The sequence below is a fragment of the Dysgonomonas sp. UBA7630 genome, from assembly GCF_002483985.1.
Classification (GTDB): Bacteria; Bacteroidota; Bacteroidia; order Bacteroidales; family Dysgonomonadaceae; genus Dysgonomonas.
In genome coordinates this window covers 110,188-129,493 of the sequence record NZ_DLIY01000015.1, presented here as the reverse complement: position 1 = coordinate 129,493, position 19,306 = coordinate 110,188, and the positions used below count along the sequence as shown (strand labels likewise).

The 19,306-nt window shown below is 38.1% G+C and carries 16 protein-coding genes; 7 read left to right on the top strand and 9 right to left on the bottom strand.

What is annotated here, in order from left to right:
* Window positions 1–82: 82 nt before the first annotated feature.
* From B3P17_RS06020 to asnB, 9 genes are all read right to left on the bottom strand, one after another.
* Window positions 83–844, bottom strand: coding sequence for a C40 family peptidase (locus tag B3P17_RS06020; protein WP_135103853.1), 762 nt, complete (start codon window positions 842–844; stop codon window positions 83–85).
* A 94-nt stretch (window positions 845–938) separates the two neighbouring features.
* Window positions 939–1,484 (bottom strand): C40 family peptidase, encoded by a 546-nt coding sequence (locus B3P17_RS06015; RefSeq protein WP_252637739.1) that lies wholly within the window; start codon window positions 1,482–1,484, stop codon window positions 939–941.
* A 114-nt stretch (window positions 1,485–1,598) separates the two neighbouring features.
* Window positions 1,599–2,093: a calycin-like domain-containing protein gene (locus tag B3P17_RS06010; RefSeq protein ID WP_135103851.1), complete on the bottom strand. Its 495-nt coding sequence runs from the start codon at window positions 2,091–2,093 to the stop codon at window positions 1,599–1,601.
* Between the two features lie 147 nt (window positions 2,094–2,240).
* A complete protein-coding gene (locus B3P17_RS06005) occupies window positions 2,241–3,668 on the bottom strand; it encodes a glutamate synthase subunit beta (protein WP_252637738.1) in 1,428 nt (475 codons plus the stop codon).
* 17 nt (window positions 3,669–3,685) lie between these two features.
* Complete coding sequence (gltB, locus tag B3P17_RS06000) at window positions 3,686–8,203, bottom strand: glutamate synthase large subunit (protein ID WP_252637737.1); 4,518 nt, start codon at window positions 8,201–8,203, stop codon at window positions 3,686–3,688.
* A gap of 307 nt (window positions 8,204–8,510) precedes the next feature.
* Complete coding sequence (locus B3P17_RS05995) at window positions 8,511–10,688, bottom strand: glutamine synthetase III (RefSeq protein WP_252637736.1); 2,178 nt, start codon at window positions 10,686–10,688, stop codon at window positions 8,511–8,513.
* 33 nt (window positions 10,689–10,721) lie between these two features.
* Window positions 10,722–11,954 carry an LL-diaminopimelate aminotransferase gene (locus B3P17_RS05990; RefSeq protein ID WP_252637735.1) on the bottom strand — a complete coding sequence of 411 codons (1,233 nt, stop codon included), beginning with the start codon at window positions 11,952–11,954 and terminating at the stop codon, window positions 10,722–10,724.
* 47 nt (window positions 11,955–12,001) lie between these two features.
* Window positions 12,002–12,841 carry a diaminopimelate epimerase gene (gene dapF, locus B3P17_RS05985; protein WP_252637734.1) on the bottom strand — a complete coding sequence of 280 codons (840 nt, stop codon included), beginning with the start codon at window positions 12,839–12,841 and terminating at the stop codon, window positions 12,002–12,004.
* Window positions 12,842–13,246: 405 nt separating this feature from the next.
* Window positions 13,247–14,917, bottom strand: coding sequence for an asparagine synthase B (gene asnB, locus B3P17_RS05980; RefSeq protein WP_291104342.1), 1,671 nt, complete (start codon window positions 14,915–14,917; stop codon window positions 13,247–13,249).
* A gap of 261 nt (window positions 14,918–15,178) precedes the next feature.
* Here asnB and B3P17_RS05975 point away from each other — a divergent pair, with 261 nt between their 5' ends.
* From B3P17_RS05975 to B3P17_RS05945, 7 genes are all read left to right on the top strand, one after another.
* Window positions 15,179–15,679 (top strand): hypothetical protein, encoded by a 501-nt coding sequence (locus tag B3P17_RS05975; protein ID WP_252637732.1) that lies wholly within the window; start codon window positions 15,179–15,181, stop codon window positions 15,677–15,679.
* A gap of 129 nt (window positions 15,680–15,808) precedes the next feature.
* Entirely contained in the window at window positions 15,809–16,120 is a 312-nt protein-coding gene (gene rplU / locus B3P17_RS05970) for a 50S ribosomal protein L21 (RefSeq protein ID WP_252637731.1), read from the top strand.
* A gap of 20 nt (window positions 16,121–16,140) precedes the next feature.
* Window positions 16,141–16,404, top strand: a complete 264-nt coding sequence (gene rpmA / locus B3P17_RS05965; RefSeq protein ID WP_006842455.1) for a 50S ribosomal protein L27 — start codon at window positions 16,141–16,143, stop codon at window positions 16,402–16,404.
* Between the two features lie 214 nt (window positions 16,405–16,618).
* Window positions 16,619–17,119 (top strand): flavodoxin FldA, encoded by a 501-nt coding sequence (gene fldA / locus B3P17_RS05960; protein ID WP_252637730.1) that lies wholly within the window; start codon window positions 16,619–16,621, stop codon window positions 17,117–17,119.
* Between the two features lie 14 nt (window positions 17,120–17,133).
* The gene (locus B3P17_RS05955) at window positions 17,134–17,478 is read left to right on the top strand and encodes a DUF2023 family protein (RefSeq protein ID WP_006842452.1); all 345 of its coding nucleotides are present in this window, start codon (window positions 17,134–17,136) and stop codon (window positions 17,476–17,478) included.
* A 350-nt stretch (window positions 17,479–17,828) separates the two neighbouring features.
* Window positions 17,829–18,467: a pyridoxamine 5'-phosphate oxidase gene (gene pdxH / locus B3P17_RS05950; RefSeq protein ID WP_252637729.1), complete on the top strand. Its 639-nt coding sequence runs from the start codon at window positions 17,829–17,831 to the stop codon at window positions 18,465–18,467.
* A 329-nt stretch (window positions 18,468–18,796) separates the two neighbouring features.
* Window positions 18,797–19,306, top strand: a complete 510-nt coding sequence (locus B3P17_RS05945; protein ID WP_252637728.1) for an ECF transporter S component — start codon at window positions 18,797–18,799, stop codon at window positions 19,304–19,306.

Genomic DNA, 19,306 nt, shown 5'->3' with positions numbered 1-19,306 from the left:
CCTATTTTAGGACGGGACATATAAAAACAATAAAGGGGGTACTTGCGTATCCCCTCTATATTATTCTTTATTGTTATTTCTATCAGTTTCTTCCACCTTTACGCCATGCAGTACTATAATATCCTTCGCGCAAAGAGCTTACTATTACTCCTTTTTTTATCGACGCATGAATAAATTTACCATCGCCGATATATACTCCTACATGATTAATATATTTCTTTTTGAAAGTAGAGAAAAACACCATATCACCCGGTTCTAAATCCTCTTTATTGGTGATTGTTTCTTTTACATTCTTTGCTATTGTTGTACTAACTCTATCCAACTGTTGTCCAAATACAGTTTTATATATAATATTTGTAAAACCGGAACAGTCTACTGCTTTGCGGCTCATACCACCTCTGCGATAACGTGTGCCCAGCCAATCGGCTACCTCACGATACAAATCTAAATTATCAGGATTTTTAATCGATATTCCTAATTGAGAAGAAAGCTCTTGCATTTCTTTTTGTTCTATCATTCTGCGCCTCATTACTTCCATAGAGACTGCAGCACTAGCACCTGCGTCAGCTAACAAAGCGTCTGAACTTGGCACATTATATTTAGAATTCTCAAATATTTTATCAAATACCGGTAAGGAAACCTTATCCCCAGTATTTGTTGTTACAGACATATTTTGTGAAGACTGTACCACTTTCACCGATTTGGGAGTATGAGATACACTCGTTTTTGATTTCTTTTTCCCTGCTTTTGATTTCTTTGGTGTAACAGCAGAAACCGGCGTAAAAGCCATGGAGCACATTAGCAAAAATGTTGATATTCCTAGTATCCGTTTCGAAATTGACATGCTGTTTTATTTTTTAGCCGAATAAAAATAGGAAATTCAGTCTAAAGAGACAGGAACTTAGCAAAAGTTTTATAGAATTTTAAGTTCTGGTGAGCTATTTTTTTAATCTACCGCCTTTCTTCCATGTGCGTTTATAATATTCCTCATCCAGATGGCTTACTATTACCCCATTGGACGTAGAGGCATGAATAAAGCAACCATCTTTTAAATAAATACCGACATGGCTTATTTTATTTCTACCGGAGGTAGCAAAAAAGACGAAGTCGCCCGCCTCTAAACCACCTTTAGATACATTATGCATTTTCATTTTCGACTGATCTGTCGTAGAACGAGGTATTGATTTCCGATATACTTTCTGATAAATAAGATAAGCAAAACCGGAACAGTCTAGTCCTCTCCTCGATAACCCTGCATAACGATACGGAACCCCCAACCACTGGGAAACTTCAGCATAGAGAGGCATATTACGATCATCATCTTTATCAATATTACTTAATCTAATACCCAGTTTAGAGGAAAGCTCTGCCACCTCACGAGGATCGTATAAAAGTTTGCCTTGTGGTTTTTGTGTACCACAGGAAGATAATAAGACAACCAGTAATATAAAAACAGAAACACATCTGCCAACTACTCTAAACATAACATTAATAAGTTCTTGACATAAAGATAGAAAATTATTAAAAACAAAAGCGATTTCTGTCTCCAGAAACCGCCTTCTAAGTATAATAAAAAGATTAATTAACAAGATTCTATTTTATTTTGAACCTGAATATGCAATATTCATATCACCTAATTGCATGTCATTTCCACCCTGCTTAACATTGTTTACTTTAATGGTCATATTTAGCTTACCATCTTTTACTGTAGATGAAGAAATCGCAACAGTTGCGGTCATAAGACCTCCTAACAAATCAATGTTTTTTGATGTATCTGCGAGTTTATAAGTACTTCCATCCTTTGTTACAGTAATTTCATCGACAGGAATATCTCCTAAAGTTAATGTACCATATGAAAATTCCTTAAGTTTAAGATTTACCTTATTGTCGGAAATTCTCGTCAATTCTATTTTTTTATCTGCAATAGTTTCATCAATCTCCATCACAGGTATTTTCAATGTTAATGAGCCAGTATAAGTACCAGCTACTTCCTTAGCATAATCTACTTTATCATCGTCATCATCGCTACAAGCTGTAAAAGCAAGACTTAATGAAAAAACAAACATCAATAAGCAAATAAGTTTTTTGTTCATAATTAGGAATTTTAATTAATAATAGAGTTAATTTGTGTCATGTCTATAATTTTGCTGATATAAAGGTAAGATTACTTACAGAGTCTTATCCTCATTTTTAACAAAAAAAGATGCACATCCCTAATTTTAAACGATTATTAACAATGCCTATTTTGAACTCAAGAACTCATCAATATGCTGAGCTGTCTTGCGCCCTGATGCGATGCTTGTTACCACTAGAGATTGACCGCTTACGCAATCTCCTGCTCCAAAGACCTTTGATATATTTGTAGCCCGATTCTTATCTGTCATTACATTACGGCGAACATCATCGGTTTTTATATCCAACTCTTGCAGTAAGCCTTCTTGTATAGGATGAACAAAGCCAAGGGCAAGAAATACAAGATCTACTTTATGAATCTCAGACGGTCCAACTTCTTTCATAACATGGCGACCATTTTCGTCTTTCTCCCAAGCCACTTCTACAAGTTCCACGGCTGTCAGCTTACCATCCTCTCCTATAAAGCGTTTAGTATTCAACGCCCAACGACGCTCGCAACCCTCCATGTGAGAAGAAGAAGTTTTCAGTACTACTGGAAATGGATTAGGCCAAGGATTTTCTATTTCTTCCAGCTTTGCGGGCTTAGGTAATATTTCTATTTGCAATACATTCGCTGCACCCTGACGATTCGCTGTACCGATACAGTCTGAACCCGTATCACCACCACCAATAACAAGTACATTCTTACCTTTGGCATCAATCACCTGATCGGCCGGAACAGATTCTTTTGCGATCAGCTTATTCTGCGCTGTAAGGTATTCCATAGCATAGTAAACACCTTTCAGCTCACGCCCTTCGACGGGAAGATTACGAGGCACTTGCGAGCCTATAGCCACACATACAGCATCATAATCTTTCAAGATATCTTTTCCTTTCACATCTTTTCCAATCTCTGTATTTACTACAAACTTAACACCCTCAGCCTCCATTAGCTTCAATCGGCGATCGATTATATTTTTATTCAGTTTAAAGTCAGGAATACCGAAACGAAGTAAACCTCCGATATGAGAGTTCTTCTCATACACTGTTACTTCATGACCTTTCTGATTTAGCTGATTAGCAACAGCAAGACCTGAGGGACCGGAGCCTATCACGGCTACTTTTTTACCCGTACGATGAGCCGGAACTTTAGGTTGAATAAATCCTTCCCCAAAAGCGTGCTCAAGAGCCGATGCTTCATTTTCACGGATAGTTACAGGTGCACGGTGTATAGAGAGCACACACGATTTTTCACATGGTGCGGGACAAATACGCCCTGTAAACTCAGGAAAGTCGTTTGTCTGCATCAACACTTCTGCTGCCAGTTTCCAATTTCCCTTATATATATATTCTTGCCATTCAGGCATCTTATTTCCCAGTGGACATCCCCAGTGGCAAAAAGGAATGCCACAGTCCATACAGCGCGACGCTTGTTCACGTCTATCTTCACTATTTAGTGTTTGTTCTACTTCACCAAAGTCGAGGATACGTTCCTGAGCAGGACGATATCCTGCGTCTTTTCTTTTTACTGTTAAAAATGCTTTTGGATTTCCCATGATTCGTACTCCTCCTTTTAATAATCAAATTCTACCTGTGCTATTTTTTTCTTAATAGCTTCCAATTTTTCATCTTGCAATACTTTCTTATACTCGATCGGAGTCACTTTCATAAATTTCTCCACTTCGGCATTCCAGTTATCAAGAATATATTTAGCCAGAGGACTATTTGTATAGTTATAATGGTTGGTTATCAACTGACGAAGTTCACGGCTATCGTAAGTATCTTCTATCAGTGTCAACTCTACCATTTGCATATTGCAATAGTAATCAAAATCTTCATCTATATTATATACATAAGCCACGCCGCCACTCATACCGGCAGCAAAGTTTCGTCCTGTTTTGCCGAGTACTACAGTACGGCCTCCTGTCATATATTCACAACAGTGGTCTCCTGCACCCTCAACAACAGCAACAGCTCCACTATTACGCACGCAGAAACGTTCCCCTACTCGTCCGTTAATGTATATTTCGCCCGATGTAGCACCATATAGCAATGTATTACCTGCAATGATATTTTCCTCAGGCTTAAATGTGGATGTTGCTGGAGGCACGATGATAATCTTACCACCCGACAAACCCTTACCTACATAGTCATTTGCATCACCTTCCAACTTGAAGGTTACACCATGCGCAAGAAATGCGCCAAAACTTTGTCCGGCCGAACCTGTGAATGTAAATTGTATAGTATCTTCAGGAAGACCCGCATTGCCATATTTCTTTGCAATCTCACCCGAAAGCATCGCTCCCACAGTACGATTCGTATTCTTTATTGTTTTGGTCATTACCGTTGGCATAGCTTTATCGATAGCCATACGAGAGGTAGTGATCAATGAAATATCGAGCGCATCATCCAACTTATGTTCCTGATTTTTTATATGATGAATCGCATTTTCTTTTGCTTCTACAGGAAAATACATCAAACGAGACAAATCTAGTTTTTCAACTTTCTTATTTGCATCACTCTTCATATATTTCAACAAATCGGCACGCCCTACCACCTCATCAAGCGATTTCACCCCTAAAGCAGCCAAATGTTCACGTACTTCTTCTGCTAAGAAGTTGAAATAATTGATAAGATACTCGCTACGCCCCATAAACTTCTTCCTAAGCTCTTCGTTTTGTGTAGCAACACCTACAGGACATGTATTTAAGTGACACTTGCGCATCATTATACATCCCAATACAATCAAAGCGCTTGTTGCAAAGCCAAACTCTTCAGCCCCAAGCATTGCCGCAACAATGATATCATGTCCGGTTTTTAGCTGACCGTCTGTTTGTAGATACACCTGACCGCGAAGCCCATTCAGGACTAAAGTTTGTTGAACCTCCGCTAAACCAATTTCTAAAGGAAGACCAGCATGCTTAATCGAACTTGCAGGACTTGCTCCTGTACCACCTTCACATCCGCTGATAACGATGCGATCCGCTTTAGCTTTGGCAACACCCGCAGCAATTGTACCCACACCACTCTCGGATACCAATTTCACACTAATCTGAGCAGCAGGATTTACGTTTTTGAGGTCAAATATCAATTGAGCCAAATCCTCGATTGAATATATATCGTGATGAGGAGGTGGCGAGATCAGAGAGATTCCGGGGATTGAGTGACGAGTCTTAGCAATGATCTTATCAACCTTAAAGCCCGGTAACTGTCCTCCTTCTCCGGGTTTTGCACCCTGAGCTATTTTTATTTGCAATTCATCTGCATTAACCAAATACTCTGTTGTAACACCAAAGCGACCGGAAGCAACTTGCTTGATAGAAGAACGGGCATTGGTTGCAAAACGTTCGGGCAACTCACCGCCCTCTCCGGTATTACTTTTACCGCCGATAGCATTCATCGCTACAGCCATTGCCTCATGAGCTTCACGACTGATAGAACCAAAAGACATGGCTCCTGTCACAAAGCGTTTTGTAATAGCGGATACAGGTTCTACCTCCGAAATATCAATCGGATTCTTAGATGGATCAAAATCTAAGAAATCACGCAAAAATATCTTTTCCGTTTTTTTATCAATAGAGTCGGTATATTCTTTAAACTTCTTATAGCTACCCAAACGTGTAGCCATCTGAAGATTCATTATCGTTTCAGGGTTCCATGCGTGATATTCACCATTGCGACGCCATGCGTATATGCCCTGACTTACTAGTGACGGATCGATAAAGTCACTCTCAAAAGCCTCATAAAAGGCCTCGATTGTATCGCTCGCTATGTCATTAATATCAATACCTTCGATCTTAGACGTAGTCCCTTTAAAGTACTTATCAATAACTCCGGTACTGATTCCCACAGCTTCGAATATCTGAGCACCAATATAGCTTTTCAGTGTAGAGATACCCATCTTGGACATGGTCTTCAACAAGCCTTTGTTTATAGACTTCACATAGTTCTTCATCGCAGTGTGAAAATCTAAGTGAATATCTCCTTTTTTAACAAGATCTTCTATCACAGCTAAAGCCAAATATGGATTCACGGCATTAGCACCATAACCAAATAATAAAGCGAAGTGCATCACCTCACGTGGTTCTGCCGATTCTACCACTATATCTATTTGCATACGTTTGCGGCGTTCGATCAGATAATGATGAACTGCCGACACAGCCAATAATGAAGGAATAGCGGCATTATCCGGATTTACTCCTCTATCGCTAAGTACTATATAGTTACTACCGCTATCCACAGCTTTTTCTGCATTGCGGCACATTTGTTCTATCGCTTTTTCCAGTCCGGCTCCACCTTGTTTAGGGTCGAATAGCATCGGTATGATTTCCGCCTTAAAGCCTTTATATCCAAGATGCACTAGCAAATCTAGCTCTCTGTTTGATAAAAAAGGATTCGATAGCCCAACCATCTTGGTGTGTTCCGGCATTGGTTCGAGTATATTTTTATGAAGTGAACCGATATATCCGGCAAGAGACATCACCAGTTCCTCACGAATAGGGTCGATCGGCGGATTTGTTACCTGAGCAAATAATTGGCGGAAATATGTAAATAAACGCTGTGGCTTGTTTGATAAAACAGCGACAGGCGCATCATTTCCCATGGATGCAGTAGGCTCTTTGCCTTCCACAGCCATTGGTGTCATTATCTTTTCTATATCTTCTTTATAGTATCCAAAAACTTTCAGCAGCTTATCGTAGTTATCCACGCTATATTTTGGTGCACGCCCCGAAGATATGTCATCCAATGAAATACGGTTCTTAGATAGCCATTCACGATAAGGATATGCTTTTGCAAGGTTTTCTTTCAGCTCTGCATCATATTGTATTGTTCCTTTTTCGGTATCTACCATTAGTATTTTACCGGGACGAAGGCGACCTTTTTCCTTTATTTCGGATGGCTCAAATGGTAATACTCCCATTTCGGAAGCAACGACCATAACGTCGTTATGAGTTATTAAATAACGGGCAGGGCGCAGACCATTACGGTCTAACAGTCCTCCGGCATAACGTCCATCCGAGAACAATAGTGTAGCCGGACCATCCCAAGGCTCCATAAACAAGCTATGGTATTCATAGAAAGCTTTCAAGTCGTCAGATATCGGATTCTGATCGTTCCACGATTCAGGAACCATCATTGCCATTGCATGAGGCAAGGATTTCCCTGACATGACAAGGAATTCCAATACATTATCGAATGACGCACTATCACTCATAAATGGCTGAACAATTGGCCATAAGTCGTTGATATTCCCTAGTAAATCTGATTTCAAGATGCTCTCACGAGCTTCCATCCACAAGCGATTCCCCTTTATCGTATTGATCTCACCATTATGAGCCACCATACGGAAGGGGTGTGCCAAATCCCATGTAGGGAAGGTGTTGGTACTGAAACGTGAGTGCACCAAAGCAATAGCACTTGTCAGATGCGGGTTCAGCAAATCGGGATAATAATGCCTCAGCTGCTCAGACGACAACATACCTTTATATATAAGGCGCTTTGTAGACAAGCTTACAATATAGAAAGCTCGCTTAGTCTCTAATGAGAATATTTTAGAGTTGAATATTTCTTTTTCTATTTTCTTACGGAGTAAATAGAGTTTGTGCTCTAATTCATCCTGAGAAAGGCCTTCTTCTCCGAGTACAAATATTTGTTTTATATGAGGCTCATTCGACTTTGCCATCTCTCCCAATATTTCACTATTGACAGGTACATCGCGAACAGCCAAAAGCTTCAAGCCTTCCTTATCTATATATTGCGTGAGAGTTATCATACACGATTCCATCTCAGCCTCACCTTTCGGCAAGAAGACCAATCCGGTTCCGTAGTGCCCTTTCTCGGGGACAGGTATCCCCTGTAGAAGTATAAACTCGTGCGGTATTTGTAACATAATACCGGCACCATCACCGGTTTTATTATCGGCGTTTTCTGCTCCACGGTGAGTCATGTTCTCCAATACACGGAGACCATTCTCAACGATAGCATGTGATTTTGCACCCTTCATATGCAACACCATACCTACCCCACACGCATCGTGTTCGTAGTTTGGGTCATATAGTCCGTGCTGTATTGCTGATCTTAAATCTTGCATAGTCAATAGTTGATATGTGAATGAAAGAATTTTCGGGTTCTATCCTAATTTATTTACAATGACAAATGTACGAATTTCGCTTTAATAAATTTTCTTTTTGATTTAAAAATGCACATTTTTAATAAAAAATCTATATTTAATCGATTTTATTTAACAAAAGAACATAAAAAGAAACAAATTAAAGACCCCGAAATAAATAATTCAGCTTGTTTTATTTCATATTTATACTCACAATATCAAAGTCTGTATAAAAAAAAGAAATCCCGACTCGTTAGAGATCGGGACTTCTTTTCTTTATAATGTTTAATTATCGTATAAACAATAATTCTCTATATTTAGCCAATGGCCACATTTCATTATCAACAATCAATTCAAGCTTGTCGATATGATAGCGGATTTCGTCCAAATACGGAGCTACATTATCATGATAAGCAACAGCTTTCTCACGTTCACTCTCAATGTTATTAGCCGCTTTACGAGCATCTATCATTTCATGAACTTTTGCGTTCACGGCATTTACATGCGTAGATACTTTTTCTATCAAACGGATTTGCTCTGCACCAAGAGTCTTGTAGTCATCAGAGATGTCTTTTAGCTTAGAAACATTTGTCAACAATATAGATTGGTATGAAATCGCTACAGGAATAATATGATTTAAAGCCAAATCACCTAATACACGCGATTCTATCTGGATTTTCTTTGTGTACATTTCCCACTTCACCTCGTTACGAGCATGAAGCTCTACTTCAGATAAAATACCAGCAAATGTTTTGATGCTTTGTTTTGAAGTATAGCTATCATAGATAATAGGAACGCTTGTTTCGCAATCCAATTTACGTTTTTTAGCTTCTGCTTTCCATTCTTCGCTATATCCATTACCATTGAAACGGATAGAACGAGATTCTTTGATATATTTCTTCAATACTTCGTAAAGAGCCTCTTCTTTCGATTTACCTTTACTGATTAGTGCGTCAACTTCGTCTTTAAACACTCTTAGCTGTTCTGCAACAGAAGCATTCAAGGCTGTCATAGCAGAAGCACAGTTAGCAGAAGAACCCACAGCACGGAACTCGAATCGGTTTCCTGTGAATGCGAATGGAGAAGTACGGTTACGGTCTGTATTATCCAAAAGGATTTCAGGAATTTGACCTACACCCAAGCTAATCTGCTTTTTGTTGTCAACAACGATAGCATCTTTTACAGAACTCTTCTCAAACTTATCAAGAATATCGCTAACCTGAGTACCCAAGAATACCGATATGATAGCAGGAGGAGCTTCGTTTGCACCAAGACGGTGAGCATTTGTAGCTGAAGATATTGAAGCTTTCAACAAGCCGTTATTCTTATAAACAGCAGCCAAGATATTCACCACAAATGTTATAAAACGAAGGTTTTCAACTTTATCCTTACCCGGAGAAAGAAGGTTGATTCCTGTATTAGTAGCTAGAGACCAGTTGTTATGCTTACCCGAACCGTTGATTCCTTTGAATGGTTTTTCGTGGAATAAGATACGGAAAGAGTGCTTACGCGCCACCTTATCCATTACAGACATAACCAAAAGGTTGTGGTCTACAGCAAGATTACATTCTTCATATATAGGAGCCAGCTCAAACTGATTTGGAGCTACTTCGTTGTGACGAGTTTTTACAGGAATACCCAAAGCATATGCTTCGTACTCAAGCTCTTTCATAAAACGTTGAACACGTTCAGGGATTGAACCAAAGTAGTGGTCTTCCAACTGCTGATTTTTTGCACTTTCGTGACTCATCAAGGTCCTTCCTGTCAAAGCCAAGTCTGGACGAGCCATAAACAAGTCTTCGTCAACAAGGAAATACTCCTGTTCCCATCCAAGGTTAGATATTACCTTTGTTACATCTTCATTAAAATACTGAACTACACCTGTTGCAGCTTTATCTACCGCAGCAAGAGCTTTAAGCAAAGGAGTCTTATAGTCAAGAGCCTCACCTGTATATGAGATAAAGATAGTAGGAATACACAATGTTTCACCTACAATAAATGCAGGAGATGATGGATCCCAAGCAGAATAACCACGGGCTTCGAATGTATTACGAAGGCCTCCCGACGGAAAACTTGAAGCATCAGGCTCTTGCTGAGCAAGAAGCTTTCCTTCAAATTCTTCAATCAGTCCACCATTACCATCATGTTCAACAAAAGCATCATGCTTTTCGGCAGTACCGTCTGTCAACGGATGAAACCAGTGAGTATAGTGTGTTACACCATTTTCCAGAGCCCACATACGCATTCCGGCTGCAACATGCTCTGCCAGATTACGATTTACAGATTGTCCTTTTTCAATTGCATCATTAAGCGCTTTAAAAGTTTCTTTCGAAAGATATTTGGTCATAGCTTTACGATTGAACACCTTTTCCCCGTAATACTCTGAAGTTTTACTTTTAGGTTTCTCTACCTCAAGAGGCTTTCGCTCTGAGGCCAGTGCTACTGCTTTAAAACGTAACTTTGTCATAAATTTACTTTTATTGAGTTTATATAGGATTTATCAAATAGAAATCTTTTTTAATCGACCAACAGCCTCTTTGGTATTTTCTAAAGTACCAAACGCCGTTAACCTTAAATAGCCTTCTCCACTAGGGCCAAAACCAACACCGGGAGTTCCTACAACATGTAGATCATTCAATAGATAATCGAAGAATCCCCACGAAGTCATTCCTTTTGGAGTTTTTACCCAAATATAAGGAGAGTTTACACCACCATATACTTGCAATCCTTCGGAAGCGAGACCCTCACGAATGATCTTTGCATTATTCATATAATAGTTGATGATATCTTTTATCTGCTTTTTACCTTCGGCAGAAAAACAAGCCTCGGCTGCACGTTGAATAATATATGGAACACCGTTAAACTTAGTAGTATGGCGTCTGTTCCACAATTTATTATAAGAAATCTTTTCTCCGGTTTTGGTGTATCCCATCACAGTTTTAGGCACAACCGTATAAGCACAACGAGTACCTGTAAATCCGGCAGTTTTGGAGAAACTACGAAACTCGATAGCCACTTCTCGTGCCCCCTCTATCTCGTATATACTATGAGGAACATCACTTTCGGTAATAAATTCTTTGTAAGCACCATCAAATAGGATAAGCACCTTATTTTGGAGAGCATAATCAACCCATACTTTCAATTGATCTTTCGTCAAAGTAGTACCTGTAGGGTTGTTAGGATAACACAAGTAAACGATGTCTACTTTCTCTGTCGGCAATGACGGAATAAAGTCATTCTCTGATGTACATGGAATATAAACAAGCTTATTCCATTTGCCATTTGCCTGCAACTCACCCGCACGGCCAGCCATTACGTTTGTATCTACGTAAACAGGATAAACAGGGTCTGTAACAGCAACAATATTATCAAGACCAAGAATATCTCCTATATTACCTGTATCACTTTTAGAGCCATCGCTTACAAATATTTCGTCAGCAGAAATATCCAAGCCACGTGCTTTATAATCATTTTCTACAATTGTATTTACCAAAAAGTCGTACCCTTGTTCAGGTCCGTATCCTCTAAAAGTAGATGCATTCGCCATTTCATCTACAGCGGCATGCATTGCGTTTATTATCGCCGAAGGTAGAGGTTTTGTAACATCACCGATTCCCAAACGAATAACATTGGCTTCAGGATGGGCGGCCTTAAATTCATTTACTTTTTTTGCAATATCCGAGAACAAATAACTTCCCGGTAGTTTAGTATAATTTTCGTTTATGAATGCCATTTTTATATATTAATAATTTCGGGTTCTTCTGTTATATGGCCGCAGCATTAAAAAATCTCTCCTTCAAAAACTGTCACAGCCTCACCGGTCATATACACGTGATTATTTTGCTCATCCCATTCTATCTCGAGATCTCCGCCTATCAGGTGAATCGTTATTTTACGGTCGCAATATCCGTTCAGGATGGCAGCAACAGCCGCAGCACAGGCTCCTGTACCACAAGCCAGAGTCTCTCCTGCCCCACGTTCCCACACTCGCATATTCAACGTTTTGCGATCAACGACTTCAATGAACTCAGTATTTGTTTTTCGAGGGAATATTGGATGTTTTTCAAATTTAGGTCCTATTACAGGCAAATCAAGCTCTTTTATTCCTGTTGTAAAAACAACCGCATGAGGGTTCCCCATCGATACGCAAGATATTTCCCACATTTTGCCATCGATATCCAACGGGAAATTAAGTACAGGTTCTTTATCCACCTTCACCGGAATTTGCACAGGATCAAGGATCGGCTCACCCATATCCACTGTCACCTTACGAGCTTTTTCGTCTCCTTCCAGTAAAGTTATATATTTAACGCCGGCTTTTGTTTCCAGCGCAATTTCCTTTTTTGTTGTCAATCCGTTGTCATATACATATTTCCCTACACAACGAGAAGCATTACCACACATCTCGGCTTCAGAACCATCGGAATTGAACATCTGCATTCTAAAATCTGAATTCTCAGATGGCAATATAAGCACTAAACCATCCGAGCCAATACCAAAATTACGATTGCTAAGGCGGATTGCTAATGCTGAAGGATTTTCTATCTCCTGAACAAATCCGTTCATATAGATATAATCATTGCCCGCGCCGTGCATTTTGGTGAATTTCAACTTCTTCATCCTCTATATTTCGTCTTTTTTACTTTATCTTTTCAAGGGACAAATTTCATACAAATTATTCGTTTTTGCAAGAAATCCATAACATTTTTTCATCTTTAATAAAACAAAAAAATCTTTTTGTTTTATTTTCAACTTAAAAACAAAACATAAAGACATTATGAAGGTTTAATTGATTTACAAATGATAGGTTTATATTTAATATCACGTCTCTTTAATGCTCTTTACAAAAATTCTGCAACAAAATACTTCTCACACAACACGCTTTTCAACTATATGCCACTATTCCGCTCGAATCAAAACTTAATTTCGAAATAAAAACAATCACGATAATCAATTGTTTTTCATTTCTCTTATTTTACGGATAAGAATAAAACAAAAAGGAGGCAACCGCCTCCTTAAAATATATTATTTATCATACGCTTCTGCATGAACAGCCTTCACCGCCCTACCTGACGGATCAACTCTATTCTTGAAAGACGCATCCCACTCCAGTGCCACAGCCGTACTACAGGCGACGGACGGAACGGACGGAACCGTATGAGCAGCCGAAGCTGATGGAAAATGTTCTTCAAACATTGTACGATACCAATACTCTTCCTTTGACATTGGAGGATTGATCGGAAAACGCTCCGAAGCATGCATCATTTGCTTATCCGAAACTTTCTTTTCAGCCATTTCCTTCAACGAGTCTATCCAATTGTAGCCAACTCCGTCAGAAAATTGCTCTTTTTGCCTCCAAGCAACACTTTCAGGCAAATAATCCTGAAATGTTTTTCTTAATATATATTTTTCTATTTTACCATTACCACACATTTTATCCTGAGGATTTAAACGCATAGCAACGTCCATAAATTCTTTATCAAGAAAAGGCACACGCCCCTCTACACCCCATGCAGCCAACGACTTATTTGCACGCAAGCAATCGTACAAATGCAATCGATCCAACTTCCGTACAGTTTCTTCATGAAAGGCCTTTGCATCGGGAGCTTTATGAAAATATAAGTAACCACCAAACAATTCATCTGCACCTTCGCCGGAAAGCACCATTTTCACTCCCATCGATTTTATAAAACGAGCCAACAAATACATAGGGGTAGATGCGCGAACGGTAGTAACATCATAGGTTTCGATATGATAAATCACATCGCTGAGAGCGTCAAGAGCCTCTTCGACCGTGAAATTTATTTCATGATGCACCGTTCCGATATATTCTGCCACCTTTTTTGAGGCCACCAAGTCCGGAGAATCTTTCAACCCAACAGCAAATGAATGCAATTCAGGCCACCAAGCTTCGGTCTGGTTATCATCCTCTATTCTACGAGCTGCATATCGTTTTGCAATAGCTGATATTATAGACGAATCCAATCCCCCTGAAAGTAAAACACCATAAGGAACATCCGACATCAATTGACGATGCACAGCGCTCTCTAAAGCTACTCTCAATTCATTTTCATCAGATTCATTATCTTTTACATTGTCATACTCCATCCAGTCACGTTTATACCAACGTTTCAATTCATTCCCCTCGACACTACACATATAATAACCAGGTAAGAATTCCTGCACGTTGGGACAAACACCTTCCAAAGCCTTTAATTCGCTTGCCACATAAAATTGTCCGTGATCGTCATACCCCATATAAAGAGGAATTATACCCATATGGTCACGCCCAATAAGACAAATATCATTTTCAACATCATAAAGCGCAAAAGCAAAGATGCCATTTAAATCTTCAAAGAGACCAACCCCTTTATCTTTATACAAAGCCAGAATTACTTCGCAGTCTGAATGTGTAAGAAATTCGTAGTCGGGATAGCGACTTCTTATTTCTTTGTGATTGTAGATCTCACCATTGACAGCCAAAACCAAATTACCATCTTTGCTATAAAGAGGTTGTTTACCAGAGTCTACTCCTACAATAGACAATCTTTCGTGAGCAAGAATAGATTTCTCACCACAATATATCCCTGACCAATCCGGACCACGGTGACGGATTTTTTTTGCCATACGAAGAACTTGCCCCCGCAAAACGCTTATATCTTGTATTAAATCAAAAGCTCCTACAAATCCACACATATATTTATCACCTGTTTTGTTTAAAATTTGAACAGTCTGGCAAATTTATATCATTTTATTCGTAAATAAAAAATAAATAAGACTTTTTGTTAATAAAAAACACTATTAAATCTCATTATGACAACGAAACTAAAAATACAACAAACTAAACACTTTTGTTAATTTCGGTTTTAAAATCTTATAAAAAGCGTGAGCTATATATAATTAAGTAAAATATGTATATATTTGCACCACAAATATTTGCATAACGAACACATTACAATGAAGAATTTCATACTATCCTTTACAATTTTACTGACCACCTGCACTTTGATGACATCATGCGGAGACAACGAGGTGGAAGCTGTAACCTTACAGGGCGAATGGCTAATGCGCGAGCAGACAATAAAAACATCCGATTCCAACTTTGACAATATGCTAAATACTGTTTTCAGTCTGGACTTAAAAGAGAATCAAACAACCAGAGCTTTTACTGAATTAAATGTAAAAACTACAATCAGAAAAAAAGGATCTTCGGGCTCTGACGGACTTATCAGTGAGTCTACCGACGCATACGAGGTTAAAGGAGACTCTATATTTATACAAAGTTCATTGCATGGAGGCACAGCGGCTAGTAAATATCTTATAACGCCCAACACCCTCACTACTTACCGTAAAGTAACCTCACAAGACATTAGAAACATCGTTACCATCATGGGAGTAGATCCCGCAACAATCCCTAATGACTTGACAGGTGAATTAAAAATCAAAGAAATACGATAATCTTTTCCACAAATATTTTATTTTTTAGTAGAGATTAATTATCTTTGCCACCCGATTGCTAATAGGCTAACAAGAAACTGTATATAAAACGGTTCGCCTCAGGCACATAACCTGTAAATAACAAAACAGATGTACGTAATTGTAGACATTCAAGGACAACAAATGAAAGTTGAAAAAGACCAAAAGTTGTTTGTTCATAGAATCAATGCAGAAAATGGCTCAACAGTTGAGTTCGATAAAGTATTATTAGTTGACAACGGCGGCACAGTAACAGTAGGTACACCGACTGTAAATGGCGCAAAAGTAGTTCTTGAGGTTGTTTCTCAAGCAAAAGGTGATAAAGTTCTTATTTTCCACAAGAAAAGAAGAAAAGGACACCGTAAACTAAACGGTCACCGTCAACAATTTTCAGAAGTTATAGTAAAAGAAATTATTGCTTAATCAGTTAAAAACAGAAGACAATGGCACACAAGAAAGGTGTAGGTAGTTCGAAAAACGGCCGTGAATCGGAAAGTAAACGATTGGGCGTTAAAGCATTTGGTGGAGAAGTTGTAAAAGCAGGAAACATCATAGTTCGTCAGAGAGGAACGACTCATCATCCGGGAGAAAATGTAGGTATTGGTAAAGACCATACATTATTTGCTCTTGTAGATGGTACAGTGGTTTTCCGCAAAAAAAGAAACGACAGATCATTTGTTTCTGTACTTCCTAAAGCAGAAGCTTAAGAAACAAGTTTAAAACATAGAGAAAGCAGTCTGAGTATCAGGCTGCTTTTTTTTGTTTATATAACTGATAATCTTCCATCATCCGATGATTCCTACTCATAAATAATGAAAAAATGACATAAATATCATTATTACTTGGTATTGTATACATTTCTTGGTTGTTATTACTTTGTAAACAGAAAATTAGATATTTAATCATTTTAAATTTATCAGAATGTCAAAAATAGGAATATACTACGGCTCAACAACAGGCAATACACAAGAAGTAGCGGAAGAAATAGCAAAAAAACTGGAAGTAAGCAAGGCTGACTTACATGATGTAGCAAAGGCGAATACAGACTTTTCAGCTTACGATGTAATATTATTCGGTTCTTCAACATTAGGATTAGGTGACCTTCAAGACGATTGGGAGTACTATATCGACAAAGTAAAGGCTGCCGATCTGAATGGCAAAAAAGTAGCCCTGTTTGGATGTGGTGATTCATCTTCGTATAGCGATACATTTGGCGACGCCTTATCAAAAATATACAGTGTAATAAAGAGTAAAGGTTGCCAGCTAATCGGTAAGGTAAGCACAGAGGGATATACTTTCGACAGTTCTGAATCTGTTGTTGATGGCGAATTTATTGGTTTGCTCATCGATAACGACAACGAGTCGAACCTTACAGATCAACGCATTGCAATTTGGACAGAAGACCTTAAAAAAGCAATTTAACAAAGTAAATCAATATGCGTGTTTTCTTTCACCTGATTTACGAATACAAAAAAGGGGTGCGCAGCTTAGTACTGTGTACACTACCCGGAGAATATGAAGATAAAGTCAGATGGAAATTGGGAAAAAACTCGATTAATTATAAAATAAGCCATCTGAAAAACGGTAATATAAATGTCTTTTTCGGCAAAGAGGAATGCCTCTTAGTAGCCAACGCAATATGTGGAGACAAACCGTTGAACTTATTAACACCTGAAGAAGATTTTATATTAGGAATATTATTAGGATATAGTGTCTGTGAACAATGCAACAGATACAGCAAGAGACAAAAGAAAAGTATTAATACACTTTGTTTGGCATAACTTTTCTATTGGATAGTTTTTTTAGTTGATCTAGATCCTCGCAGACGTGATGTCAGTGAGGATTTTTCATTTTTACACACAACTATTATCTTATTATATACAAGCTTTCCACAAATAATATTTACGAATACTGAAGTAGAAAAAGTGACAAGATAAAGGGAAGTAAAATGTGTCACTTTTGTCACCTTTTAACAAAAAAAAAGATGATAAACAAAGAGCAAAATAAAAATATAATAAATTATATATCATAACATTAACAACCAAAAAGAAATAAAAAAACAACAAAAAGACTGCTTTTTTGTTATCTTATATATACAATAATAAACTCACTACTATTTTAACCATAATTTATGACAGATTTATTTAATATACGAAGAGATTTTACTTTAAAAACACTAGACGAGAGCGATGTCCTATCCGACCCAATGGATATGTTCGAACAATGGCTTAACGAAGCTATTATAGCGAAAGCACTTGAACCAAATGCGATGAATCTGGCAACAGCAACTCCCGATGGGAAACCATCTTCGCGTATGATACTACTCAAGCAGATTAAACCACAAGGATTCGTTTTTTTTACTAATTATGATAGCAAGAAAGCTTATCAAATTACACTAAACAAGTACTGTGCCTTAACTTTTGTTTGGAATGAATTGGAAAGACAAGTAAGAATAGAAGGTATTGTTGAAAAAACCTCAGATGCAGAATCAGACTCTTACTTCGAAGTCCGTCCGGCAAAGAGCAAGTTGGGAGCTTGGGCATCACCCCAAAGCCGTGCAATACCCGACAGAAAATACTTGGAAGGACTTATAAATGAATATGAATCTAAGTTTAAAGACAAAAATATAGTCCGTCCTCAAAACTGGGGAGGATATATTGTTAAACCTTATCTTATCGAATTCTGGCAAGGACGTAGCAACAGACTGCACGACAGAATACAATATGTGCTTGAAGATGGAGTTTGGGAAGTTGAGCGTCTCGCGCCATAAGTTAAAATAGATATACTACAATATCTATGCATTAAGCTCCGAGAAGAAAAAATATTTTATCAGATATTATAGAAGGTTTGATTATTAATTTCTATTTTTACGCTGATACTATAATCATTATGCCTAAAAGTGAAAAGATATTATAATATTTGTTCGTTTCAATAATTATTTTTAGTATTGTATTCGTTAACACCAATATAGAGAATGCCAGTAAGATAAAATAACACTCCTCATTATTTTACATAAACTTATATTTATTCTGGCTCAGGTATCCGGAAAAGGACAACGAATAAAATAAATAATTACATATACTTTAATTTACTATAATTATGGAAACAACAGTAAAACTTTATTCCTTAACTTACAAAGAGATTAAAACATATTTGTTTGCATTGTTATTCGTTGTCGGAAACATTGCACTTCCTCAGATATGCCATTTGATACCTGGTGGAGGCTTAACCTGGCTTCCTATCTACTTTTTCACGCTGATAGCAGCGTACAAATACGGCCTACGGGTTGGTTTGTTAACTGCAATATTATCTCCGCTTATCAATAGTGTTTTATTTGGAATGCCTCCGGTGGCTTTACTCCCTGCCATACTAATCAAGTCTACCTTATTAGCAGGAGCTGCGGCTTATGCAGCACATCGACTCGAAAAAATTTCTCTATTAGGAATAATTGCCGCTGTTTTGACATATCAGATAGCAGGTACATTGATAGAATGGGCTATCGTAAAAGATTTCTTTACAGCAGTACAAGATTTCCGTATTGGTATTCCGGGAATGATAATACAAATATTCGGGGGGTACGCTTTATTGAAAGCTATCGCTAAAATATAA

Coding starts and splice junctions, on each gene's coding strand:
- B3P17_RS06020 (WP_135103853.1), bottom strand. CDS start 844: ATGTCAATTTCGAAACGGATACTAGGAATATCAACATTTTTGCTAATG.
- B3P17_RS06015 (WP_252637739.1), bottom strand. CDS start 1,484: ATGTTTAGAGTAGTTGGCAGATGTGTTTCTGTTTTTATATTACTGGTT.
- B3P17_RS06010 (WP_135103851.1), bottom strand. CDS start 2,093: ATGAACAAAAAACTTATTTGCTTATTGATGTTTGTTTTTTCATTAAGT.
- B3P17_RS06005 (WP_252637738.1), bottom strand. CDS start 3,668: ATGGGAAATCCAAAAGCATTTTTAACAGTAAAAAGAAAAGACGCAGGA.
- gltB (WP_252637737.1), bottom strand. CDS start 8,203: ATGCAAGATTTAAGATCAGCAATACAGCACGGACTATATGACCCAAAC.
- B3P17_RS05995 (WP_252637736.1), bottom strand. CDS start 10,688: ATGACAAAGTTACGTTTTAAAGCAGTAGCACTGGCCTCAGAGCGAAAG.
- B3P17_RS05990 (WP_252637735.1), bottom strand. CDS start 11,954: ATGGCATTCATAAACGAAAATTATACTAAACTACCGGGAAGTTATTTG.
- dapF (WP_252637734.1), bottom strand. CDS start 12,841: ATGAAGAAGTTGAAATTCACCAAAATGCACGGCGCGGGCAATGATTAT.
- asnB (WP_291104342.1), bottom strand. CDS start 14,917: ATGTGTGGATTTGTAGGAGCTTTTGATTTAATACAAGATATAAGCGTT.
- B3P17_RS05975 (WP_252637732.1), top strand. CDS start 15,179: ATGAAGAATTTCATACTATCCTTTACAATTTTACTGACCACCTGCACT.
- rplU (WP_252637731.1), top strand. CDS start 15,809: ATGTACGTAATTGTAGACATTCAAGGACAACAAATGAAAGTTGAAAAA.
- rpmA (WP_006842455.1), top strand. CDS start 16,141: ATGGCACACAAGAAAGGTGTAGGTAGTTCGAAAAACGGCCGTGAATCG.
- fldA (WP_252637730.1), top strand. CDS start 16,619: ATGTCAAAAATAGGAATATACTACGGCTCAACAACAGGCAATACACAA.
- B3P17_RS05955 (WP_006842452.1), top strand. CDS start 17,134: ATGCGTGTTTTCTTTCACCTGATTTACGAATACAAAAAAGGGGTGCGC.
- pdxH (WP_252637729.1), top strand. CDS start 17,829: ATGACAGATTTATTTAATATACGAAGAGATTTTACTTTAAAAACACTA.
- B3P17_RS05945 (WP_252637728.1), top strand. CDS start 18,797: ATGGAAACAACAGTAAAACTTTATTCCTTAACTTACAAAGAGATTAAA.